At 69.6% G+C, this 22,694-nt stretch carries 26 protein-coding genes; 21 read left to right on the top strand and 5 right to left on the bottom strand.

What is annotated here, in order from left to right; all coding sequences use genetic code 11:
- The first annotated feature begins 5 nt into the window (after positions 1-5).
- From ACIBQZ_RS38730 to ACIBQZ_RS38655, 16 genes are all read left to right on the top strand, one after another.
- On the top strand, positions 6-428 hold the full coding sequence (locus ACIBQZ_RS38730) for a hypothetical protein (RefSeq protein ID WP_396093916.1): 423 nt from the start codon (positions 6-8) through the stop codon (positions 426-428).
- A 2-nt stretch (positions 429-430) separates the two neighbouring features.
- Complete coding sequence (locus ACIBQZ_RS38725) at positions 431-1,015, top strand: hypothetical protein (RefSeq protein ID WP_396093915.1); 585 nt, start codon at positions 431-433, stop codon at positions 1,013-1,015.
- 75 nt (positions 1,016-1,090) lie between these two features.
- The gene (locus tag ACIBQZ_RS38720) at positions 1,091-1,381 is read left to right on the top strand and encodes a hypothetical protein (protein WP_396093914.1); all 291 of its coding nucleotides are present in this window, start codon (positions 1,091-1,093) and stop codon (positions 1,379-1,381) included.
- Positions 1,382-1,444: 63 nt separating this feature from the next.
- Positions 1,445-2,083, top strand: a complete 639-nt coding sequence (locus tag ACIBQZ_RS38715; RefSeq protein ID WP_396093913.1) for a hypothetical protein — start codon at positions 1,445-1,447, stop codon at positions 2,081-2,083.
- A gap of 4 nt (positions 2,084-2,087) precedes the next feature.
- Positions 2,088-2,963, top strand: coding sequence for a DUF4082 domain-containing protein (locus ACIBQZ_RS38710; protein ID WP_396093911.1), 876 nt, complete (start codon positions 2,088-2,090; stop codon positions 2,961-2,963).
- Entirely contained in the window at positions 2,960-3,625 is a 666-nt protein-coding gene (locus ACIBQZ_RS38705; RefSeq protein ID WP_396093909.1) for a hypothetical protein, read from the top strand. The genes ACIBQZ_RS38710 and ACIBQZ_RS38705 overlap by 4 nt, the downstream gene beginning before the upstream one ends.
- A 3-nt stretch (positions 3,626-3,628) precedes the next feature.
- Complete coding sequence (locus ACIBQZ_RS38700; protein WP_396093908.1) at positions 3,629-3,973, top strand: hypothetical protein; 345 nt, start codon at positions 3,629-3,631, stop codon at positions 3,971-3,973.
- Positions 3,970-4,320 carry a hypothetical protein gene (locus ACIBQZ_RS38695; protein WP_396093983.1) on the top strand — a complete coding sequence of 117 codons (351 nt, stop codon included), beginning with the start codon at positions 3,970-3,972 and terminating at the stop codon, positions 4,318-4,320. Before ACIBQZ_RS38700 ends, ACIBQZ_RS38695 begins: the two co-directional genes overlap by 4 nt.
- Complete coding sequence (locus tag ACIBQZ_RS38690) at positions 4,317-4,757, top strand: minor capsid protein (RefSeq protein WP_396093907.1); 441 nt, start codon at positions 4,317-4,319, stop codon at positions 4,755-4,757. Before ACIBQZ_RS38695 ends, ACIBQZ_RS38690 begins: the two co-directional genes overlap by 4 nt.
- Before the next feature lie 19 nt (positions 4,758-4,776).
- Positions 4,777-5,514, top strand: a complete 738-nt coding sequence (locus tag ACIBQZ_RS38685; protein ID WP_396093906.1) for a phage tail tube protein — start codon at positions 4,777-4,779, stop codon at positions 5,512-5,514.
- A gap of 6 nt (positions 5,515-5,520) precedes the next feature.
- A complete protein-coding gene (locus ACIBQZ_RS38680) occupies positions 5,521-6,075 on the top strand; it encodes a hypothetical protein (RefSeq protein WP_396093905.1) in 555 nt (184 codons plus the stop codon).
- A 181-nt stretch (positions 6,076-6,256) separates the two neighbouring features.
- Positions 6,257-8,722 (top strand): hypothetical protein, encoded by a 2,466-nt coding sequence (locus tag ACIBQZ_RS38675; protein ID WP_396093904.1) that lies wholly within the window; start codon positions 6,257-6,259, stop codon positions 8,720-8,722.
- 2 nt (positions 8,723-8,724) lie between these two features.
- Complete coding sequence (locus tag ACIBQZ_RS38670; protein WP_396093903.1) at positions 8,725-11,487, top strand: hypothetical protein; 2,763 nt, start codon at positions 8,725-8,727, stop codon at positions 11,485-11,487.
- 13 nt (positions 11,488-11,500) lie between these two features.
- Complete coding sequence (locus ACIBQZ_RS38665; RefSeq protein ID WP_396093902.1) at positions 11,501-11,818, top strand: hypothetical protein; 318 nt, start codon at positions 11,501-11,503, stop codon at positions 11,816-11,818.
- Positions 11,819-11,857: 39 nt separating this feature from the next.
- Complete coding sequence (locus ACIBQZ_RS38660) at positions 11,858-12,802, top strand: hypothetical protein (RefSeq protein WP_396093901.1); 945 nt, start codon at positions 11,858-11,860, stop codon at positions 12,800-12,802.
- Between the two features lie 12 nt (positions 12,803-12,814).
- Positions 12,815-13,105 carry a hypothetical protein gene (locus ACIBQZ_RS38655; RefSeq protein ID WP_396093900.1) on the top strand — a complete coding sequence of 97 codons (291 nt, stop codon included), beginning with the start codon at positions 12,815-12,817 and terminating at the stop codon, positions 13,103-13,105.
- 8 nt (positions 13,106-13,113) lie between these two features.
- Here ACIBQZ_RS38655 and ACIBQZ_RS38650 read toward each other — a convergent pair whose 3' ends face one another.
- Positions 13,114-13,437 (bottom strand): hypothetical protein, encoded by a 324-nt coding sequence (locus tag ACIBQZ_RS38650; protein ID WP_396093899.1) that lies wholly within the window; start codon positions 13,435-13,437, stop codon positions 13,114-13,116.
- A gap of 45 nt (positions 13,438-13,482) precedes the next feature.
- Between ACIBQZ_RS38650 and ACIBQZ_RS38645 the strand changes: the two genes are divergently transcribed.
- Positions 13,483-13,830 carry a hypothetical protein gene (locus tag ACIBQZ_RS38645; protein WP_396093898.1) on the top strand — a complete coding sequence of 116 codons (348 nt, stop codon included), beginning with the start codon at positions 13,483-13,485 and terminating at the stop codon, positions 13,828-13,830.
- On the opposite strand, the gene ACIBQZ_RS38640 is transcribed toward ACIBQZ_RS38645, so the two are convergent.
- Positions 13,827-14,000 (bottom strand): hypothetical protein, encoded by a 174-nt coding sequence (locus ACIBQZ_RS38640; protein ID WP_396093897.1) that lies wholly within the window; start codon positions 13,998-14,000, stop codon positions 13,827-13,829. The genes ACIBQZ_RS38645 and ACIBQZ_RS38640 overlap by 4 nt on opposite strands.
- 298 nt (positions 14,001-14,298) lie before the next feature.
- On the opposite strand from ACIBQZ_RS38640, the gene ACIBQZ_RS38635 reads away from it, so the two are divergent.
- The 3 genes from ACIBQZ_RS38635 to ACIBQZ_RS38625 all read left to right on the top strand — a co-directional run bounded on the left by ACIBQZ_RS38635 (position 14,299) and on the right by ACIBQZ_RS38625 (position 16,199).
- Positions 14,299-15,471 (top strand): helix-turn-helix domain-containing protein, encoded by a 1,173-nt coding sequence (locus ACIBQZ_RS38635; RefSeq protein ID WP_396093896.1) that lies wholly within the window; start codon positions 14,299-14,301, stop codon positions 15,469-15,471.
- A 171-nt stretch (positions 15,472-15,642) separates the two neighbouring features.
- Positions 15,643-15,945, top strand: coding sequence for a hypothetical protein (locus tag ACIBQZ_RS38630; protein ID WP_396093895.1), 303 nt, complete (start codon positions 15,643-15,645; stop codon positions 15,943-15,945).
- Complete coding sequence (locus tag ACIBQZ_RS38625) at positions 15,942-16,199, top strand: hypothetical protein (protein WP_396093894.1); 258 nt, start codon at positions 15,942-15,944, stop codon at positions 16,197-16,199. Before ACIBQZ_RS38630 ends, ACIBQZ_RS38625 begins: the two co-directional genes overlap by 4 nt.
- A gap of 248 nt (positions 16,200-16,447) precedes the next feature.
- Here ACIBQZ_RS38625 and ACIBQZ_RS38620 read toward each other — a convergent pair whose 3' ends face one another.
- Together ACIBQZ_RS38620 and ACIBQZ_RS38615 are read right to left on the bottom strand one after the other, a co-directional pair.
- Positions 16,448-18,205 (bottom strand): helicase HerA domain-containing protein, encoded by a 1,758-nt coding sequence (locus tag ACIBQZ_RS38620; RefSeq protein WP_396093893.1) that lies wholly within the window; start codon positions 18,203-18,205, stop codon positions 16,448-16,450.
- A gap of 97 nt (positions 18,206-18,302) precedes the next feature.
- Positions 18,303-19,385, bottom strand: a complete 1,083-nt coding sequence (locus tag ACIBQZ_RS38615) for a hypothetical protein (protein WP_396093892.1) — start codon at positions 19,383-19,385, stop codon at positions 18,303-18,305.
- Positions 19,386-19,471: 86 nt separating this feature from the next.
- Here ACIBQZ_RS38615 and ACIBQZ_RS38610 point away from each other — a divergent pair, with 86 nt between their 5' ends.
- Positions 19,472-19,708: a hypothetical protein gene (locus tag ACIBQZ_RS38610; protein WP_396093890.1), complete on the top strand. Its 237-nt coding sequence runs from the start codon at positions 19,472-19,474 to the stop codon at positions 19,706-19,708.
- Between the two features lie 1,187 nt (positions 19,709-20,895).
- Here the strand turns inward: ACIBQZ_RS38610 and ACIBQZ_RS38605 are convergent.
- Positions 20,896-21,546, bottom strand: a complete 651-nt coding sequence (locus ACIBQZ_RS38605; RefSeq protein ID WP_396093889.1) for a hypothetical protein — start codon at positions 21,544-21,546, stop codon at positions 20,896-20,898.
- Between the last annotated feature and the right edge of the window lie 1,148 nt (positions 21,547-22,694).

The following is a 22,694-nucleotide window of genomic DNA, read 5'->3' as shown; positions in this document are numbered from 1 at the left end:
GCCCGATGACGATCCGTTTCTTCCAGATCCGTTCGCCGCGGCCCGACTTCACCGGCCGCATCGGCAGCGTGTCGTTCGCCGACGGCCTCGCTCGCGTCTCCTTCGACGACGCCCGCGACGACGATGGCCTAGCCAAGGCCGACGAGCACCAGGTCCAGGTGGGCCGGTCGGCGGTGCTGTTCGCGCAGCGCCGTCCCGGCTACGTCGTGACCGAGGTCGACGCCGCCGGTAACCCCATCGAGCCGGCCGGAGAGCTGAGCTTCGGCTTCGCGCCGTCGCCGGCCGGCGACATGCCGACCCGCTCGGCGTCCAAGGCCGACTGGCTGGCCTACGCGACCAGTCCGGCCGGCGGCATGACCGCCGACGCGGCCGACGCCCTCACCCGCGACCAGCTGGCCGAGAAGTTCCTCGGCCCGAAGGAGTCCTGAGCATGAGCGAGCAGCTCGGCGGCTACGGCCGCAACGTCCGCGACCTCCTGGCGCACGCCAACGCGTCGGACCCGGCCAGCCCGGACACCTTCGTGCGGCGCAACCTGCCCCGGATCGGCCTGTACGACTCGGCCGGCGACACCGGCCAGGTCGCCCTCGCCACCGGAGTCATGACCTCGGTGCCGATCCACCTCCGGGCGGGCGACGTCGTCACCAACATCTCCGTCCGCTCGGGTGCCACCGCCGCGGGCACCCCCACGGCCTACTGGTTTGCCCTGTACGACGAGGCCGGCGCGCTGATCGGTCAGACCGCGGACCAGACGTCCACGGCCTGGGCGGCCAACACCACCAAGACCTTGCCGCTGGCCACGGCGTACACGGTGCCGCGGACCGGGATCTACTACGTCGGGATCATGGTCACGGCCACCACCCCGCCGACGCTGCTCGGCACCATCGCCGCGCCGGCTATCGCGACCGGCGAGCGGAACCTGTCGCAGTCGTCCGGCACCACCCTGACGACCACGGCGCCGGCCACGATCGCGACGCCGACGGCGAAGCAGTTCGTGCCGTACGTCGCCATCACCTAAGAACCGCCGTACGTCAGGGGCCGGGGCATCCTCGGCCCCTGACGGCGCGCGGCACGACCCAGGCCGGGGAGCAGCATGGCGAAGATCATCTGTCCTGATCCGCACTACCAGGGCACCGTCTGCGGACTGACGTTCCGCAACGGTGTCGCCACCACCGACAACGTCGACAAGATCGCGTTCTGCCGGGCCGCCGGGTACGAGATCGTCGACGATCTGCTCCCGGAGCCGCCGCCCGGGAACGCCTCGCAGGAGGTCTGGGCGGCCTGGTTCATCGCGAACGTGCCGGGTCTCGATCCGGAGCAGGTGCGGGCGGCGACGCGCGACGAGCTGCGCGCGCTGTACGCCGCGGTCCCCGAGCAGCAGTAGCACCGCGGGCCGGCCGCCACCGGCCCCGCACACCCCAGAAACGACGGCTCGGAGAGGGCTGCCATGCCGAACGTCCAGGCCCAGCTGTACGCCAAGGCGTGGCTGTCGCTGCTCAACAAGGAAGCCGACCTCAACTCGGACACCCTGAAGGTGACGCTGCACAGCAGCTCCCACACCCTCGGGATCAACACCCACCAGTACGTGTCCGACCTGACCGATGAGCTATCCACTGCCGGCGGGTACACCGCCGGCGGCGCCACGGTCACCGGCAGCTTCGCCCTGACCGTGGCGAACTCGTGGGCGTCGACCCACGCCACGGCGACTGCGGTTCCGCTCGGCGCGGTCCGCCGCCCCAGCACGGGCAACGGCTACCTGTACCGGGCGGTCGTCGCGGGCACCACCGGCGGCACCGCGCCGACCTGGCCTACCGTCGTGGGGACCACGGTGATCGACGGCGGCGTCACCTGGCTGTGCATCGGCACCGCCGTGGTCGTCCTCGACCTGGGCGACACCACCCTGTGGGCTGCCCCATTCACCGCCGGGCCATGGCGCTACCTCGTGGTCTCCGACCGGACCCCGGGCAGCGCGAGCACACAGCCTCTGGTCTGCGTGTTCGACTTCGGCACCGACCAGACCGGCGGTGGCGGCGCCTACGACCTGGCCACCCCCGTCGAGGGCATCCTCACCATCCCGGTCGGCTAGCCCGGTGGCGTACGAAGCGCTCGCCTGGCCCGACGAGCCTGCCCTGACGGACGCCGAGGACCCCGGCGAGACGTACAACATGGGCGGCCGGTTCAGCCTGGTCGAAGCCGGTCCGTGCCCCGGCGTGCGGTGGCGGGTGCCGGACACCGTCGAGCCGCCGGCGATCGACGGGCACGTCGTCGCGATCTGGACGACCATCGGTGAGACCCGCCTCGCGGCGAAGGCCTTCACCCCCGTCCCCGGCGGCTACCAGGACATCCTGTTCGACGAGCCGATCATGCTGGCCGCGGCCACGTACTACGTCGTGTCGATCTACACCCGCCACTACGTGTTCCGGAACGCCGCAGGACTGTTCCCGGTGACGTCGCCGTCAGGCAACATCATCTTGGACGAGGGCCGCCTAGTCGGTTGGAACAGCGGGTCGCTGATCTACCCGGCCTCTGCGTTCAACGCGCTGTACTACGTCTCCCCGCTGATCGGCACCGTCGATGGCGGCAGCGACGAGCTGCTCGACGTCGGCCCGGCCGGCACCATGCCAGCCGGCGAGGCTGCGGTGTTCGCCGGCGGTGGCCGCCTCACAGCCGGGCCAGCCGCGGCCATGCCAGCACCCGCCCCGGCCGCCACGTTCACCGCTGGCGGCCGACTGACCGCCGCCTCCGCCTCGACCCTGCCCAGCGGCTCCACAGTGGCCCTGCGCCGCGGTGACGTCCTCACGGCCCGACCCGCGGGCACCCTGCCGGGACCGGGCCGGGCCTCCTTCGCCGAGGTTGACCCCAGCGCGGGCACGTCCTCACCCAACCCGGCACTGCTCACGGTGACCCGCGCCCGCGTGGAACTCACCACCAGCCGGCCGCACGTCTTGACCACGGGAGCGCTGTGATCACCTACGAGCTCGGCCGCGGCGTCACCATCGAGCACCAGGTCCGCAACAGCGCGCTGGAGCTGACCGACGCCACCGCGGTGCTGACCATCACCCGGCCGGACGCCACCACGGACACCCCCGCGGTCACCCACGTCTCCACCGGCATCTACCGGGCGCCGACCTTTCAGCCGAACCAGCTGAGCGTGTGGCGGTACCGGTGGGACATCTCCGGGGCGGTCACCGACGTCGCCTTTGGGGCGTTCCTGGTCGTCGACGGGACGCTGCCGCCGCCCGGCGCGTACGCCGCCCGGACCGACCTGGCCGGCGTCATCCCGGTGGTCCCGGACAACGCCGAGCAGCTCCTCGTCCGGGCGTCCCGCGACGTCGACCGGGCGCTCCTCACCGCGGTCTACGACCCGACCGACCCGGCGGTGATCGCGGCGCTGCGGGACGCCACCGTGGAGCAGGTCGCCGGGAACCTGGGCAGCGGCGACAAGACCGGCCTCGGGATCACCACCACGCCGCAGGGCTTCACCCTCGGGAAGCTGTCGGTGCAGAAGCCCGCCGCGCCGGCGTCCGCCCCCCGGACCGGGGTGCTCGTCGACCAGGCCTGGTCGATCCTGCAGGCCGCCGGCCTCACCGGCCAATCCCCGTCGACCGAAGCCTCCTGGAACTGGTGATCGATGGACTGGGCCGAGTTCATCGACGCCTGCATCCCCGAGCCCCGGACGATCGTCGTCGAGGCGTACCAGGGTGCCGGCGGGTACGGCGACCTCTTCGCTGCCGCCGTGCAGGTCAGCCAGTGCGTGGTCGAGGACACCAACCGCAAGGTGACCGTGCAGACCGGCGATGCCGAAGGCGACGAGCGGCTGTCGTCGACCACCGTCTACGCCCCACCCACCGCGGTGGTCCCGGCCGGCTCCCGGGTAACCCTGCCGACCGGCCGGACCGCGCTGGTCCTGGCCGTGTCCTATCTGGACGCCCACGGCCAGCCGCTGCCCGAGCACTGGGAACTGAGCCTCGAATAGGAGCCGTCGTGGAGCTGGAATGGAACGACGAGCAGGTCAAGGTCGCCCTGTCCGGTGCCGCGTTCGACGGTGCGGTCCTCGCCGCTGAGCACCTGCTCCAGGTGTCGTCCGAGCTGGCCCCGCACGAGGAAGGCGACCTCGAACGCTCCGGTGAGGTGTCCAAGGACGAGTCCCTGGACACCGTGGCCGTCTCGTTCGACCGGCCGTACGCCGTCCGGCAGCATGAAGAGCTGACCTGGAAACACGACGCCGGTAAGCAGGCGAAGTACCTGGAAGCGCCAATGGCCGACGAGGCTGCCACCATGCTGGCGCTGGTGGCCGGCCCGCCCCGGGACCTGCTCCGGTGAGCGGCTTCACCAGCACCCTGCTGACCAGCCTGGCCGAAGCCCTCGACACCGCCGGCATCGGCGTGTGGCGACCGACCGGCCCGTACACCGCCGACGAGGTCGCGATCGCGATCCGGGGCATCCCGCCGGCCCCGGACCGGCTGATCACCCTGTCGACGTACCGGATCGGCGACGACTACCCCGGCGAGCAGGACTTCGTCCAGATGGTCCAGGCCCGCTTCCGGGGCTCCCCGGACCCCCGGGTCGTCGACGACCTGGGCGACGCCGTGTTCGAGCTGCTCGACAGCCGCGAGCACTGGGAGCTCGGCCCGATCCACGTCGTGTACTCGCAGCGCCGTTCCGACACCGTCCTGGGTCAGGACGGCAGCCGCCGGTGGGAGATCTCCCACAACTACGCCCTGCACGTCATGCGCCCCACGGCGCACCGCACCGTCTAGCGCCCCAGGAGGCACCCTCATGACGCAGCCCACCGAAACCGTGACCGGCCTCGCGCGTCGGTTCGCCGTCGACATCGACATGGCCGCCCCGGCCTCGGCCGTCTGGTCGTCCCTGCCCGGAATCGAGGAACTGAAGACCGTCTGGGACCAGCGCCGTGAAGGTGACGAGTCGTACGACGACGAGGGCGGCGCCCGGGAGACCATCACCGGCTCCTCCTGGAAGCTCGAACTGAAGATCATCCACCGAGCGGGCCCGGACGGTGTCACCTTCAACGCGGTGCAGGAGTACCTCCGCGGGAAGGCCCAGGCCGAGGACGCGCTGAACGGCGAGATCCACGTCCGCTGGTACGACCGGTCCGGTGTCGGTGAGGCCTACGACGGACGGGCCCTGGTCACGTGGTCGCCGGACGGCGGCAACGGTGGTGCCCGTGACGTCGTCACCATGGTCATCTCCGGGCAGGGCAAGCGGATCCCGATCACCAACCCGAACGCGTCGGCGCTGCCCGTGGTGTCGAAGCTGACCCCGACCGGCGGCGGCACCGCCGGCGGGAACATCGTCACGATCATCGGCCGGAAGTTCACCGGCGTCACCGGCGTCACGTTCGGCGGCACGGCCGCCACGCAGGTCACTCTGCAGTCGGACAGCCAGATCGCCTGCCTCGCGCCGGCGAAGGCGGCCGGCACGTACGACGTGATCGTGACCACCGCGGCCGGCGCTTCGGCGAACACCGCGGCCGACAACTACACCTACGCGTAGCCGTCGATGCCGACCTTCGGTGATCTTGACGCGTACTACGACCCTGGGCTCACGCTGACGGTCAAGGGCAAGGAGTACACCCTGCCGCTGCCGTCAGCGGAACTGGGCCTGTGGGCGCGGCGCATCGCGCAGTCCGCCGGCGAGGTCGACGGGGCCAGCGACGAGCGGGAGCTGATCCAGGCCACGGAGAAGGCGGCTTCTCGGATCGCCGCTCTGCCCGTCCTGCCCGGTGACCTGACGTTCGAGCAGCGGATCCTCGGCCATGTCTACGACCAGATGATCCAGGACAAGGTGCCGGACCCTTACGTGCAGTTCTGCGCGCAGACCGGCTACGTCTGGATCATCGGCGGCGAGAACGCCGCCGCCCTCTACTGGGAGACCGGTGGCCGCCCGGAAGCGATCGGCCCGAACAATCGGGCCTCCCGCAGGGCAGCAGCCCGGAAGACCAGTACGGCCACGGCGAACGTGACCCCGTCACCGGGCTCTTCGAGTGGTACGAGTTCCCGCCCGAAGTCAAAGCGCAGAGGTCGGGGCAAACGCGCACCTGGGCAGACCTCCTGACGCACTGGGCGCTGATCGAGGCCGATCTGCACGAGCGGTACGGCATCGACGTCGAGGACCGGGACCTGATGCGGACCCGGTCCTGGCGGTGGCTCGAGGTGCGGATCCTCGGGCTGCTCTCCGCCCGGTCCCGCCTGCACCGCGCGCTCAACCCTGAACCGGCCGAATAGGAGGGTGAGCGGTGGCGCTCAAGCTCGGCGAGCTCGTCGCCTACCTGAAGACCGACAACAGCGGCCTGGACCGCGGCCTGGCCGACGGCAAGGCCAAGACCCGGCGTGCCGGCCGGGACATGGAACGCGACGCCGAGCGCTCCGGCCGGGGCATCGGCGCCGCTTTCGGCCGCGGCGGCCGGGCCGGCGGCGAGCAGTTCGTCCGGGACGCGTCCGGCCGGCTGCGCGACAGCCGCGGCAGATTCGTCGCCGCTGGTGATGCTGTTGGCCGGGCCGCGTCCACCGCGGTCGGGGGTGGCCTCGCCGCCGCCGGACAGGCCGTGTCCGGCTTCGCGTCCAGCATCGGCAATGTCGCCGGGAACATCTGGACGTTCATCCCCGCCCTGGTCGGCATCGGCGCAGCAGCTGCCGGTGCCGCACCCCTGGTCGGGCTGCTCGGCGGGGCGCTCGGCAGCCTTCCTGCGCTGCTCGGTGGCCTCGTCGCGGTCACCGGCGTGCTGGGCCTCGGCTTCATGGGCCTCGGCGATGCCTTCAAGAAGACCGCCGGCGGCAGCGCCGGCGGGGCGGTGGTCGACCGGGCCTGGCAGATCGCCCAGGCCGAGCGGCGCGTACGCGACGCCAACGAAGAGGTCACGGCCAGCCAGGAGAACCTGACGCGGGCCCGGAAACGGGCCGCTGAGGCTACGGCCGACTTGGCCAAGGCCGAGGAACGCGCGAAGGAAAACCTCCAAGATCTGAACCGGGAGCTGGCCGGGGCGAAGCTGGACCAGGAATCCGCGGCCCTGGCCGTCGCGGAGGCTGAGGCCGAACTGGCCGACGTCCGCAAGCGCTCCAACGACCCGCTGGAGATCCAGCGCGCCGAGCTGGCCCTGCGGCAGGCTCAGCAGGCCGTCGAGGACAGCACCGACCGGGTCGAAGACCTGGGTAAAGAGCACGACGAGGCCGCGAAAAAGGGCATCAAGGGCAGCGACGAGGTCAAGGCCGCTGAGGAGCGCCAGCAGGAGGCCATCGACGCCGTCAACGAGGCCCTCAAGCGGCAGCGGAACGCCCTGGAGGGCGTCGCGGACGCTGAGCACGCCCTGAAGGAAGCCCGGAAGCCGCCGGCCGGCGGTGGCGGTGGCGGCGCCGGTGACGAGATCACCAAGCTGGCCCCGTCTGCGATGGCGGCCGTCGCCGCGATCAAGTCCCTGAAGCCGGCCTTCGACGACCTGCGCCTGGACGTCCAGGAGCGGCTGTTCGCCGGCGTCGGCGGGAAGATCAAGGAGCTGGCCAGCGCCTGGCTGCCGACTCTCCACACCCGCCTCGGTGGCCTGGCCGACACCCTCAACGGCCTGTTCCACAACGCCGCGGACACGGCCAAGGACCCGGACTTCGTCCGCCGGATCTCCACAGGTCTCGGCTCGGTCGACCGGCTGATCAAGCGGGTCGGTACCTCGATCACCGGGCCGTTCCTGGACGCCTGGTCACGGCTTGCCGAGAAGGCCGAGCCGTTCATCGACAGCCTAGGCGAGAACATCGGCGGCCTGATCGACGACTTCTCCGCCTGGATCAAGTCCGCCGACGAGTCCGGCGAGTTGGAGAACTTCTTCGAGCGCGCCGCCGATTTCCTCGACCAGGTCTTCGCGATCGGTAAGGATGTCGGCTCGATCATCGGGTCGATCATGGGCGCGATCTTCGGCAGCGCGGACAAGAAAGACCCCCTGGAAGGCTTCGCCGACACGCTGCACAAGGTCGCGGAGTGGTTCCAGGACCCGGCGAACGCGGCCAAGGTCGAGGAGTTCTTCGGCAAGCTGATCGACTACGGCGGCCAGGTCTTCGACTTCATCCAGAGCCTGGGCCCGCTGGTGGGCCCGGCCTTTACCGCGATTTCCGCGGTGGTCGAGAACTCCACGTTCACGATCGGTCTGCTGGTCGCCGCCGTCAGCGGGGTAGCCACGGCGATTAAGTGGGTCGGCAAGAACGCCCCGAAGTGGTGGGCCGCAGTGTCGGGCGCGTTCGGCAAGGCCAAGGACTGGGTGGTCGACAAGGCGAACTCGCTGATCAACTGGTTCGGTTCGATGCCAGGCAAGATCCGCAAAAAGACGAGCGGCCTGTTCGACGGGCTGAAGAACGCCTTCCGCGGCGCCATCAACTGGATCATCGGGAAATGGAACGGGCTGCAGTTCAGCCTGCCAGGCGGCTCCTTCCTGGGCATGTCCTGGGGCGGCACCACCTTCGGCACACCCGACATCCCGTACCTGGCGAAAGGCGGCATCGTGCCGGCCACACCAGGCGGCCGGCTGGCCGTCGTAGGCGAGGGCCGCGAAGACGAGGCCGTCATGCCCTTGTCGAAGCTCGCCGCCCTGCTCGGCAACCAGCGCAGCGTGCTCGAACTCCGCTCAGGCGGTGGCCGCCTGGAAGACCTCCTCATCGAGATTCTCCGGATCGCGATCCAGGGCCGCGGCGGCAACGTCCAGGTCGTCCTCGGGAAGGGCTAACCATGGTGGCTGACCTCACCGCGCAGGCACTCATCGCAGGTGTCTGGACGCCGCTGCCGATCCTGACCGAGGACGGCTTCACGATCACCCGGCTGGCGCAGAACCAGGCCAGCCGGGTAGACGCTGGATCGTGCCGGCTCACTCTGAGGAACCCGGCCGGCATCTACACCTCACGTAACCCCAGGTCGCCCTACTACGGCAAGCTCGGCAAGAACACCCAGCTGCGCGCCACCGTGCCGGACACCACGCACCTGTACCTGCCCGGTGCGGGCGCCTGGTCAGCGACGCCTGACCACTCGTCTCTGGACATCACCGGCGACCTGGACCTGCGCGCCGACATCCAGCCGGAAGTCTGGGACACCACCAACGGCTTCGGCATCGCCGACAAGTACCTGACGACCGGGAACCAGCGGTCCTGGGCGTGGTACATCAACTACCAGCGGCGGCCGATATTCCGGTGGTCGCCCGACGGCACCATCGCCTCCGCGATCACCGTCATGAGCTCGGCACCGGTGCCCGTGTCCGGCGACGGCCGGACACGCCTGCGGGTCACGCTGCGACCCAGCTTCGGCGGCTTCTACCACGTGCACTTCTACGTCGGTGACACCCTCACAGGGCCGTGGACGCTGCTCGGCAACGGCTGGGTCGGCACGCCGTCCAGCCTCTTCGCGGGCACTGCTCAGCTCCGCGTCGGGAACGACAGTGCGGGCGCGTTGGGGCTGGACCCGTTCATCGGCCGCGTCCACGCCTTCCAGATGCGCTCCGGGCTCGACGGCACGATCGTCGCCAACCCCGACTTCACCGCGCAGCCGGTCGGCACTGCTCCGTTCGCTGACTCCGCCGGCCGGACCTGGACGCCCGCCGGCGACGCCGAGGTCCGCGACTTCGACGTCCGTTTCCACGGCGAGGTGGCGCGCTGGCCGATCCGGTGGAACGTATCCGGGAAGAAGCTCTGGGCGCCCTTGGAGGCATCGGGCATCCTGCGCCGCCTCAGCCGCCCTAAATCGCCGCTGCGGTCCGCGCTGTACCGGGAGGCCACCAAGGCCACCAACCTGCCGATGATCGTCAGCTACCACCCTGCTGAGGAGGAGACCGAGGCCCTGTCGATCAGCTCCGGGATCGGCGGCCCGCCGATGTCGGCCACCGCCGGGCTGGTGTCGTTCGCAGCCGAGCAGGCGTTCCCCGGATCGGTAGCGCTGCCCCAGCTACAGGCCGGCGCGACCCTCAAGGCCAGCATCCCGAGCTACACCTCGACCGGGGTCATCAGCTTCCGCTGCCTGGCCAACGTGCCCGCGTCCGGGTTCCTCAACGGATCCCCGATCGCTGAGGTCGTCCAGGTCTCGACCGGCGGCATCACCCGCTGGGTGCTCCGCACCAATGTCTCCGGCCAGCTGCAGCTGCAGGGACTGGCGAACGACGGCACAGTGGTCCTGACCTCCGGCCTGATCGGGTTCGACATCCGCGGCAAGCGGCAGATGCTGGGCTTCGAGGTTGAGCAGCTCGGCGCGAATGTGCACTGGGCGATCTTCAGCCGCACCATCAACCCCGACCTGACCGTGGTCGAAGGTGGCTTCGACAGCACGTTCGTCGGGGCCGGCACGTCTATCGGCCGCGCCACCACCCTGATCATCGGCGGCGACGGCGACCTGACCGACGGCGTCTTCGGTCACTTCATGGTCGGCAGCAGCGTCAGCCTGGCGGACAACTTCAACGCGGCCATGGTCGGCCATGCCGGAGAGCTGGCCGGCCGCCGGATCCGGCGGCTGTGCGCGGAGCAGGACGTCCCGCTCGTGATCGTCGGGAATGCGAGCGACACCGTCGCGATGGGCCCTCAGCAGATCGCCACACTGGCGGAGAACCTGGTGACCGCAGCCGACGCCGATGGTGGGCAGCTCGGCGAGATGCGCACCTCCCTGGCCCTGCGGTACCGGACCCGGGTGAGCGCCTACAACCAGACCGCTCGGCTCGCCCTGACCTACGGCCAGGGCGGGGAGAGCCCACACCTTGAGCCGGAAGACCTCGCGGACGACGTCGTCAACGACGTCACGGTCTCGAGGACCGGGGGTAGCTCGGCCCGGGCCGTGGACGAGACCAGCCCCCTCTCGGTACAGGACCACCCGGACGGTGTCGGCCGGTACGACGTCGCGGAGATCCGCGAGGTCGCTACCGATGCCCAGCTGCGTGACGCGGCCGGCTGGATCCTCCACCTTGGCACCTGGGACGCGTACAGGTACCCGCGGATCGAAATCGACTATCCGAAGCTGGTCCGGAACAGCAAGCCGGACCTGGCCGCCGCGGGGGCCGCGCTGGACGGCCTGGACCGGCTGACCATCGAGAACCCGCCCGACTGGCTCCCGCCGGACCCGATCGACCAGCTCATGATCGGCTCGACCGAGACGATCCGGCCAGGCATCCGGACCATCAGCCTGAACTGCGCCCCGGCGGGACCGTGGGACATCGCGGTGGTCGACGGCCCTCAGCGGGTCATCGCCGAGGGAACCGCTCTGACCGCGACGTTCACCGACGTCGCGGGCAGCTTCACCGCCAGCGGCACCTCCGACTGGGTGACCGGCAACACCGGCACCAACCCGACCGATTTCCCGCTCCCCGTCCGCGTCAGCGCCGAGGTAGTGATGGTCTCCGAGATCAGCGGCTCTGGCACGCAGACGTTCACCGTCAGCGCGCGCGGCCTGAACGGCTACACCGCCACCCACCCGGCCGCCACCTTCGTAGACGTCGCCGAGCAGGCAGTCGCAGCCCACTAGAAAGGCGCCCGGTATGACGAACTGGCAGACCGGGATGCGGCTCAGCCCGGCCCGGCTCAACGACGAGGCGTTCGGCACCGAGATTGTGTCGTTCACGAGCCTGACCAGCACAACCATCGCCGTTGCGTTCGGTAAGACCTTCACCGGCACGCTGCCGCAGGTGTTCACCGAGATCAACTCCGGGGCGGGTTCCGCCGCCCGATGGGGCAGCCGCGCCATCAACATCACGGCGACCGGTTTCACCCTGTTCCTGTTCGTGACGGATGCGGCCTCGGCGGCTGCGACCTGGGCGAGCGTCCCGGTGGGATGGCGCGCCTACCCGACCTCCTGACCCTGCCGGCCAGCCACCAGCCCGACGCAAAGGAGCGCCGTGACAACCGCGAAGGCCCCGCACCGCGCCGCACGAACCCTGCTGCTGCGGCACCTCGACATGCACCCCGGGAAGACCGTCAACAACGACCTGGACCCGGCCGAGGTCGGCATCGTCGGCGACACCGCCCACGCTGCCGGCGGCGATAGCTACCACCTCGGCAAGGACCAGATCCGGGCCCGGAACGGCGACAACCGGTACTCCGTCGACGAGTCCTCCCGCGACCGGAACGGACTCGACAACAACGCCTCCGGGATGGACGTCGGATGGTTCGACGTCACCACCCGGCGCGGCCGGTACACGCTCCGAGACTTCTCGATGTGGCTAGTCGAGCTGTGCGCCGACGGGGACCCCGACACCCGCGACATCCGCGAGGTGATCTTCTCCCCGGACGGCAAGGTCGTTCGCCGGTGGGACCGGCTGAAGCGGCGCAGCTCCGGCGACCGCAGCCACCTCAGCCACACCCACATCAGCGAGTTCCGGGACGCCTCCGGAACCCGCATGGTGAAGCTCGTGACCCGCTGGTTGCAGCGGATCGGACTACTACCAGAAGGGGACGACATGCCCACCGTCCAGGAGATCCTCACGGCGAAGGTCACCCTGCAGAAGGACGCCAACGGCAAGCCCACCCAGCAGTGGGGCCTGGGCGACGCCATCGGCTACGCCGCCCGGAAAAGCTACGAGGCCGTCCGCGACCTCGGCGCGTTCGTCACCGCCGAAACCGCCCGAGACGCGCAGACCGCCGCGACCCTGGCCGGCATGAAGACGGCCCTAACTGCCGTCGCGACCGCGAACGGCGCCCTAACCTCAGCCCAGGTCGCCGCCCTGACCGACCAGGTCCGTCAGGCCGCCACCGCAGCCGGCACCGCAGCAACCGCCACCGTCGAGGCGAAGATCGACGCGCTGCGCAAGCACTTGGGCGACGACGCCCCGACCGGGTCCTGACACCAGGCCGGCATGGAAATGACGCCGACCCAACTCACGATCATCGTCACGGTCATCCCTGCGGTCGGCGCAGGCCTCGGCGCCTGGTTCGGGTACATGGCGTTGCGGCGCAACAACCGGACCGACAACGCGCAGAAGATGATCGACCAGCACCAGGAGGACATCGGGGTGCTGCGCACCCGGGTGGGCCAGCTGGAGCGAACGCAGCGGATCCAGGGCGACTACATCGGCCAACTCCGCCGACACATCGCCGACGGGAATCCGCCGCCGCCCCCAGCCTGGCCGCAAGGCCTCATCACCTGACCGGGCCGCTACCGGTGTCCTCGGATCCGATAGCGCTCGCGCTGCCAGGCCAAAACCGCGGCCGCCACATCGAGGTCAGCGCCAGCCGACTCGTACAGGCCGGCGAGAACCTGCGCTCGCGGTTCCTCATCCAGCTCGCTGGCGGCGAGCGCGGTCCCCATGGCGTGTCCAAGCACGACCGGGTCGGTCGACTCGGCTCGGACCGCTGCGACGGCGTCCCCGTGGGGGCGGTCCTTCAGCGGCCCGAACGTCCACCGGCGGCCGGTGCCGCTGACGGCGGCGAGCTCCAAACGCTGCCCCTTGGCCAACCGTGACGGGCTGCTCTCCACCACCTCGGCACCTCCACCCACCAGCAGTTCTCTCGACAGGAGATCACCATGCCCGAAACCATCCCGTCGCTGCCGGTCTACGGCTTCGACCCGTCCAGCCTCTCCGGCCTGCTCAGCCTCGTCATCACCGTACTGCTGCCCTTGGTCGTCGGCCTGGTCACGACCAGGACGACCAGCGCCGGCGCAAAGGCGCTTCTGCTGCTTTTCGCCGCGGCGGTCAAGAGCCTCCTCGAGGCGTGGCTCCAGGCCGCGAACAGCGGAGTCGACTTCGCGCTGGTCCCGGTGGCGATCACCGTGGCGGTGAACTTCGGGATCGCAGCCGCGGTGCACTTCGGTCTCTGGAAGCCGGCCGGGGTGTCCGACGCCGCGCAGCGGGCGTTCACCAGCCGGCGCTAGAACTGCGTCGGGGTCACGGTCCCGTCAGGGTTCAGGACCAGCGAGACCCGCCGGGTACGGCTGGTCGCAGCGATGAACAGCCAGACCACCGCCCACAATCCGCACGAGACCAGCGTCAGCAGCAGGTGCAGCACGTGGTTGACGTTCGCCGCCGAGACCACGACGGCCATGGTTTCGGAGCGGGATTCAACGGCCCAACCCACAGCCACATGTCGGGCGACTTCCTGGTCCAGGATGCTTCCGGCCGGGTACGGGTACGGCTGCGGCTGTAGCGTCAAGACGACTCCTCGTGACGTAGGACCCGCGGACGGTACCGTCCACTTCTACCGTTGCACTACCGTCCGGATGAACGATGCCGCCCCCACCCGTTTTCGGGTGGGGGCGGCTTTTGTCGTTTCCGGGTACGGTCGACGTGGCGGCCGGAGTAGAGGCCGGCCGCCGCCCTGACCTCTACCAGGGAGCCACCCGATGACCGAACACATCGGTGGCCGCGTCCGTATCTGGCGCCGTCGCCGCAAGCTGTCTCAAGCCACGCTTTCCGGGCTTGTGGGCATCAGCCAGGGTTACCTCAGCCAGATCGAGAACGGCGTGCGGGCGGTCGAGCGGCGCAGCACGCAGGTGGCGCTGGCCGCCGCGCTGGACATCTCCGTTGCTGACCTGCTCGGCCAGAACAGCGACCCCGAAGACCCGGTCCGGGCACGAGCCTCCGAAGCGGTAGCCGCCGTACGCGTCGCCCTGGTCAACCTGGAGGTCGGCAACGTCGACCCACCGCGGCGCGCGGGCACCGAGCTGGAGGCCGCGATCGAGCAGATGCTCGACCTGCGGCAGGCGAGCGACCATCTCACGCTCGCCCCGATGCTGCCCGGCCTACTGCGTGACGCGGCCAGCGACCCGGCTGCGCTGGTCCGGGTCGCGTATGTCGCCTCGGCCTGCCTGCGCTCGCTCGGCTATCGAGACCTGGCCCGACCAGCAGCACGGCTCGCCGTCGATGCGGCAGAGGAACTCAACGATCCGGCGTGGTCCGGCATGGCGTCCTTCGGCTACATCTTGGCCCTGCCGGTGGAAGCGACCGCAGCAGCGAAGCGGGTCTCCGAGCGCACCCTCGTCAGCCTGCAGCGAGCAGCTGGCGATCCGGACGCCCGGCAGATGCTCGGCCAAATCCACCTGTCTGCCGCGCTGGCCGGTGCCACCGCGGGGAAGCCTTCCGAGGCTGGGGCGCACTTGGCCGCCGCTGAGGCCGAGGCGCTTTCGCTGGGCGAGCCGCCGGACGGTCGCGGCTTCTTCGGCTCGTTCTTCGGGCCGCTCAACGTGCACCTGTGGAAGATGAGCCTGTTCGCCGAGCTCGGGGAGCACGGTCGGGTGCTGGAGCTGGCCGAGGGTGTGCCCGTGCAGAGCATCCCGATCGCCAACCGGCGGCAGAGCTACTACCTGGACCGAGGGCGCGCACTGGCGCACGGCGGCAAGCGCGACAAGGAGGCGTTGATCGCCCTGTCGCAGGCCGAGCGGGCGGCGCCGGCGCCGTTCCGCCTGAGCCCGATCACCCGGGACACGGTCTCCACGATGATCACACGCGCAAAGCGCCGTGCTGTTGCTGAGGATCTGGCAGCGATGGCCCACAGGCTGGGGATTAGCCCTACATAGCTTTTTGCTATCAGCCGGTCACCTAAAGCCGTCTACCTTCCGTGATCAGGAGGTGGCGGTCGGTGCCCTGGACCGGTGCAGGCCGTCACCTCCGTCCAAGCGGCGGCGGCCGGGTCACCCATTTAGCCCCCAAGCCTGGCCGCCGCCTCCCGCTCGACGGTGGAGGCAGCGATGCGACGGCACATCCAGCACGGCCCGCGGCGGCGGTGGTTCGCGCCCTGGAAGAAGGTCTGCACGTGTGGCCTCGGCGCCTCGCCGTGCTACGCGGTCCGGATGCTCGCCGACCAGGTCCGGATGCAGCCTCGCCCGACGGTCGAGCGTGCCCGTCCCGGGACGGCCGGGCGCGCTCGACCGTCCTGGAGCGGACCCACCAGCCAGATCGCCGTGCTGCGCCCGGACCGGCCGTTGCAGGGGCCGGAGCTGCCGCTGCTGACCCGCGGCCAGGCCGCACGTTCACCGCGGCCTGCGCGGTGAGACGGGCCAGAGACCTGGAGAAGCTGCGCGGCGAGCGCGTGACCATCCTCTGGCCGGGAGGACCGTATAACTTCGCTTTGGAGGTCTCCTACGCCGAGCCCTCCGCGATGTCTGGCTGGGTGGACTGGCTGACCATCCACGGCGTGTGCGTGGAGCCCGAGGGGCCGCAACACCACGGGGGGCGGTCGTTCTTCGTCCGCCCGGTGGAGGGCGAGGAGCGGACGTACGCGCTTCTGCCCAAGCGGGACGGCTGAGCCGTGGACCACATCGCCGGACGGCCGAGCTGGGATTGCCTGGTGTGCGAGAGGCCTTGGCCGTGCGACCCCGCCCGGGAAGCCCTGATCCGGAGTATGGACATTGCGTCGCTGGCGATGTACCTGTGTGCCAGTCTGGAGGAAGCGGCTCGTGACCTCCCCGAGATGCCGGTTGCGGAGGCCTACGACCGCTTCATCGCCTGGACCCGCTATCCACGCGAGCGAAGCCAGCGCCACCCCCGCCGCCATCACGCGTCCTGACGCACCCGGCCGGAGACCGCCCACTGGACCAGATCGGCACGGGAGTACAGATCAGCGGCGCCCCGCCTACCGCGGGGCGCCGGGACGGCCCCGACCCGCCGCTGCATCCGCTTCTTCGCCGCCTCGTACTTCCACGGCAGTACCCCCTCGTCGACGGCGTCCCGCAGCGTCAGCATGTCCCCGTCCCCGGGGACATTCCTACTCAGGGCCTCATCAGGGCCCACGGGGACATTCGCCAGGGCACGCGCTTGCGCGGTCGTCAGATACGCCACCTGAACCTCGGTGGCCTGTCCGCCGATGACTACCTGCCACCGGCCGAGCGTGCGTGACGCCCGGGGCATCGAGGCCTCCGGCACAAGCATCTTCCAGGCGTTCGACGTGTATCGCGCCAGGCACCGCACGCCGAAATTCTCCCGAGCCTCAGGCCCGCCGATCGCCCGCGCGGTGAGCATCTGGGCGATGGCCAGCACGTTGTACTTCGCCGAGCGCCCCATGAACAGCAGGTCACCCAGAGCCGACACGGCCGGCGACCGCTTCGGGTCGGTTTTCTCCCGCGTCTCCGCCCAATAGTTCGTGAGCTGCCCGATCGTGGCGTTCAGCTCCTCACAGATCACCAGCACCCGTGGGCCTGGGTCCCAGTTGTCCTCCTCATACAAGGCGGCGTCGTTGCGGTCGTTGGCGACTGCTGCGGCGCGAACCAGCGCCTCGTGCATCTGGGCCGGCTTCGTGCAGTAGTCCACGCCGGGCAGGCCGAGGGCCCACCGGTGCGAGCCTTTCCGGTCGAGGATGATCACCCGGCCGCCGCGGCGGAGCACCTGAACCGCGATCAGGAGCGCGAGGACGGACTTTCCGGCGCCGGTCCCGGCGCTGACCGCGATGTGCGGGGAGTCGTCCTTCAGCGACAGGATCACCGGCTGGTCCCCGGCGCCCTGGCCGATGTAGAACTCCCACTCCTTCAGCCGGTCGACGAGCGCCATGACCTCGGCCAGGCCGACGGTGGCCGGCGGCCGTTTCCGGATCGTCCATCGGGCACGGACCCGCGGGCCGACCTGATGCCAGGACTCGACCAGGTCCGCGACGGGGATCTTGCTGCCGATGATCGAGGAGACGAGCTGCCGCTGCTCCTTGGTGATGTACGGGGCGGCGATGGACAGCTCGATCCGTGGGCCCAGCTGCTCGCCCGGGCGGCGGAACACCTCCGTCCGGGAGGTCACCGGCCGGACGGCGCTCTGGGCGGCCCAGGCTGCTCGCAGCACTCGCTCGGGTAGCCAGCGCAGCACCGGCTCGACCCATTGCCCGTACCACAGGCGTAGGGCCTCCTCGGCTGGCGACAGCGGCCGGGCCAGGCGCGGCGTGAGGCTGCCCAGCTGGGGGTCTACGTGCAGATGGATGCCGGTCGTCATGCCGAGCGGGCCTTGGATGGCGGTCAGCGTCGGGGTGATGTATTCGGCGGTGAATCGGCGGCGCACGAACCGCTGATGTCCGCGCCAGGCCACCGCGAGCGCGCCAGCCCCTACGACGGTGATCGTCTCGCGGGGGTTCAGAGCGGCCACGGTTGCGGCTGTCGGCACTCCGACGCGGTAAACCTGCCGCTTCCAGCCGGGCCACCGCCCCGGACCGGGTTTCAGGTAGGGGTAGCCGCGCTTGCCGTTCAGCGGGCGACCGGACAGGTAGCGGTACACGATCCGCGGCACGGAGTGACGCGGCTTGTGGAGCAGGCGGGCCAGCTCCTCAAGATCAGTCATGCTGGTGCTCTCTTGGTAGAGGGGGCGGTGCGCGGACGGGTTCGGAGGGCCCCCGGCCGGCTCCCGTCGGGGCGCGCGGCCAGACGGCGAATCGCCTTCAAGGAGCAGCGCTCTCCAGGTCCGGCTTCCGCCCGTTGACGCTCCGCAGGGTGCGTCGCACCCGGGCCTCCGGGGCGCGCAGCAGATGCGCGATCCGCCGCTGCGCCAGCGCAGGCGCGCCGGCCTTCATGACGCGGATCGCGTCGTCGATCTCCTGCGTCGTCCGCGGGTCCGGCTCCGGCTCCCGAGCTGCGGTGATCACCTTCGCGGGGTGCGTCACCCGCTGGGTTCGGACGAGGCGGTGGTGACGCACCCGGCGGGCCCGCAGCGACGCAGCCGCACCTGCGCTGACCGACCGCTTCAGTGGCGCCTCAGCGGTGGCCGGCTGCGTCGGCTCGAACCAGGTCGCGCGGTCGACGCGCTGACGCACCACCGCGACGATGTCGTCGTCCGCGGTCAGGCTCAGCCGTGCCAGCTTGGTTGCCGCGCGGGCCTTCTGCTTGTCGCTGCCATGCCGCCGGCGGAACTCGAGCTGCGTCATCTGCTGCGTCAGTCGCTCGCGGTGGATGCTGTCCACGTCGCGCTCGCCTGGCTCGATCGCGCCGAGCCACAGCAGCAGCCGCCGCGGCGTCCACCGCCAGCTCGTCGCGGAGTCTTTGCGTCGGGTGCCGTCGCCGACCAGGCCGTCCCACCATGCGTTCGTGATGAGCAGGGGGATCAGGAACCGCACGAGGCTGTCGCCGAACGATGTGCCGGCCGCCGCTCCGACGGCCGCCATGCACGCCGCGACGATCCAGGCCGTCCGGCCGGATCGGCCCGGGTGGCCGATGGTGCGCATGGCCCGCTTGGCGCGGATCATCGCGAGGGCTAGCAGCGTCTCGAAGACGAAGAAGAGCAGCAGGCGGACCTGCAGCGGCAGGTTCATCTTGTCGGGGCCGGTGATCTCCCATACCGCTTCGGCGGACCAGCCCAGGCCGATGACCATCGCGATGTTGGCGACCGTGTCGTCGGGGCGATCGGACTTCGCGATCCGGCGTACGCGGCCGGCGAGCCACAGCAGGAGCAGGGTGGTGATCGCCAGCCCGGCCAGCAGCGCCTCGCGGCGTTCGAGCAGCGCGGGTAACTCCAGCGGCAGATCCATGTCTCTCCCGACCTATTAACGTCTCAGGTGAGACGCTAACGTAGGACGGTAACGGAACGTGTGTCAAGTGAGACAGAGGTGATAGCGTGACCGCCGTGCCCAGGCCGGTGACCAAGCTGACCGATGAGCAGCGCAGATTGCTCGACGAGGCAGTGAAGGCCGCCGCCGAGTCCAGGAAAGCAACCGAGACGGCGTGGGAGCGGATCATCACTGCTCGTGCGGCCGGCGTTCCTGACGAACTGTTGTGCGACGAAACGGGCTTCAGCCGGGCGACGTTGAACCGCCGCTACGGCCGGCGTAGACAGTCAGACTCCGGCAGCTGAGTCAGCCGGCGTCCGGCTCCCCTTCGGGCTCCTGCGCCAGTTCGGGTCGGTTCGCTCGGATCCACGCCTCGACGTCTTCGGCCGCCCAGACGGCGCCCATTTCGAGCGTGGCGATCGGCTCAGGGAACGCCCCATCCGCCCGTGGGAGCGCTCGCAACCCGAGGAGTTTTCACTAGTAAGCAACGCTTACTCGTGGCACGCTAACGGTCTGGATCTGGACGGTTACGCCTTGATCCAGTCACGGGGTTGACCCGGGAGGCGTGGCCGCCGGCAAGGACCTGGACCGTCCGGGCCGGCGGCCACGCCACTTTGAACATCCTCCGCCACCCGGAAGAGGCCGGATCCTCGCCCGGTGAGGGTTGCAGCCGAGGGTTGCGTTACCGAGGGATGCATCCGAGTGCACACTCGTGCGCGGAGGTGCGGAAACCGTGCCTCACCTGCTGCGATGCATCCCAAAGCATCCGCGCGCTCCCCATGCCAACGATCTGAAAATCGGAAGGTCGGCGGTTCGACCCCGCCCCTGGCCACTCAAGCCTCTCGCCGGGCTTTGAGCATCGCCCACCAGCGGAAACGCCGGTGGGCGTTTTGCTTTCCAGCCTCAACTCGCCAGGACGCATGATCCTGTGGGCTCAGTTGGTCTCAATACCCTTCCAAGCACACCAGACCGCATGCCGCACCCTCGGCCGGATCGTTCCCCATGGGCTCCGGAAGGCAAGTCCCCAGCCGTCCGACTCGCGCATTTGGTCGGACCATGAACAACCGCGACGCCTCAGGCACTGGCAACAGCAACAGCCGAGCCAACGCGCCACGAGGCGCTGCTCAGCTCGTCCGGCCTGGAAGTACCCCGCTATGCGTAGTGCGCGACGCGACGCGACGCGTCGCGGCGGCCGACGAGTGCCCGAGGCGTTCGGAATTGCCACACACCCCAGAATTCGGAAGGCTGGCCGGTCCTAGCGACCGGCCACCGGGCGGCTACGCCGCAGTCGTCGACACCCTGGCGGAAGGGCCGAACGAACACGCACCCGAATTGCTCTCGCCGTCACCACCTGCGTGCTCGCCGGTCCAGCCCGTGCTGTGGCCAGCTGGCTTCTCGAACAACGGGCCACCGACAGCCCACAGGACTTCGAATCTCTCAACGTCTTCACCACCTGGCCGAGACATCGGGTCTAGCACCCTGACAATTTCAATCAGGAGTAGTCAGTGGTATCCCGACAATTTATGAACTCGGTCTTGCCAAGCCGGGTGTTCCAGATCCTGCCGATGGTGGGACGCAACTGTCCGCGGCCCCGCGGAGTCGGCTCGAACCAGCTGAACGTCTCTATTTCTGCGGTCTTCATCTCGATCGCCTCATCGAGGGCCGGCCGCAGATCGGTGTCGTTTGACGCAAGGATTACGAGATCAACGTCGGTCCGCCGCGCCTCACGGACGACTGCCAGTGCACATAGGACGTCGATGCCCTTCTCCTGAGGTGGTACCCCCGGAGCCAGGATTCTGGTCCCGTCCGGCCTTGTTGCTACCCGACCATTGGCGTCGTACTCGTAGTGGTACTTCAGGGGCCGCAGATCCACGTGTACACGCGTGTCGCGCTCCCACTCAGCCTTCTGCGCCTGGTTACGGCGGTAGCCGTTTGGGTTGTGCTCGGGCGACGGCTCGCCACGGTAAACCAGCACCGACTTCAGCACAGCATGTGGCCGGTGGGCATGTTGCTTCTGGTTGCGGGCCAGCAGAAGTTGGTTGACGAAGTGCAGGGGATGCACCAGATCCTCGTGCTTCGCGAGGCCGTGACGCTTGGAGAACAGCTCGTGGCCGGTCAGATGCACGTTCTGGTAGTCGATCACTACGACCGTTTGAAGCAGGGCCACAGCGCCAGGCCTCCAAAAAACCCCACCAGTCCCGGAGGACGGTGGGGAACTATCCCCCGATACTGCCACACGAACCCGAGGCCCGCACGCCGCAGGGGCAAATGACACCGTGAAGCTACCCGCGTTCCACCGACAGGACGACATGCAAGGAGAAGTCGGCAGAATTTGGCATGGTGTTGAGTCGCTACGCCCGCCTCGATCGATCTCCCGGTGACATCCTGGCCGGCTCGCGTGATCGAGCGCTCGCAGGCCATCGACTCGGTAGTGGGCGGATATGGTCTGCGCCGGTTGGCCCCGGCTGCCGACCGCCGAACAGCCAGCCTGCACAATCTGCGGCACAGCGTCGCCACCGCCATTGACGACGGTGCACACTGCGCGACGTGCAAGACGTTCTCGCCCACTCCGACGCACCACCCGGCGCCTCAAACCAGCACCGCAGCGCGGCCCGCTCCCGAGCATCGTCTGGCCGCCCAGCAGGTCCTGGAGCCAACTCACAAAGAAGCGTCGGGCCGTTGCCGGAAAACCCGAGCCTCACCGTGGCACTGAAAACCGGAAGGTCGGCGGTTCGACCCGCCGCTGGCCAGTCAAGCCTCTCGCCGGACTTCGAGCATCGCCCACCTGCGGAAACGCACGGTGGGCGGTTTGCCGTCCGGGCAAGATCGGTCGCCGCGCGTCGGCCCTGTTGATCACCGCTTTCGCTGGTGCTTGGCGCACGCAGATCCCGGGCCGCCGCCCGCCCTTCGGCCATCCCGTTCACCGTCGACCCACCCTCCGGAGAGCGCACCGCCACGACACGACTACCGCAAGGCGCGTACGGACGCTGGCGGCCCGGCGGTGGTCTGGTCGATGGTGGGCGGGAAGGCCGACCCATCCCGTAATGCCGGACGCAACCGCTGATCCTCGAACTTGTGGGGCGGCTCGCCGATACGCTCGGCCGGTGGATCCGGTGGTCGAGCGCGCGATGCAGATAGCGAGCTTGGTGTTCCTATCTGTTTTCGTCGCCGTTATCGCATGGGCCGTTTGGTCCAGTGAGCTGATCTCAGCAACGCGAATGTGTTGATTGGTGCGACACGGGCGAAGGCGTCAAGATCGGGCGATGCTGGAAGAGGACGCGGAGTCCTCGG

The organism is Actinoplanes sp. NPDC049599, from assembly GCF_044465625.1.
Taxonomy (GTDB): Bacteria; Actinomycetota; Actinomycetes; order Mycobacteriales; family Micromonosporaceae; genus Actinoplanes.
This window is presented reverse-complemented; position numbering and strand designations above follow the sequence as displayed.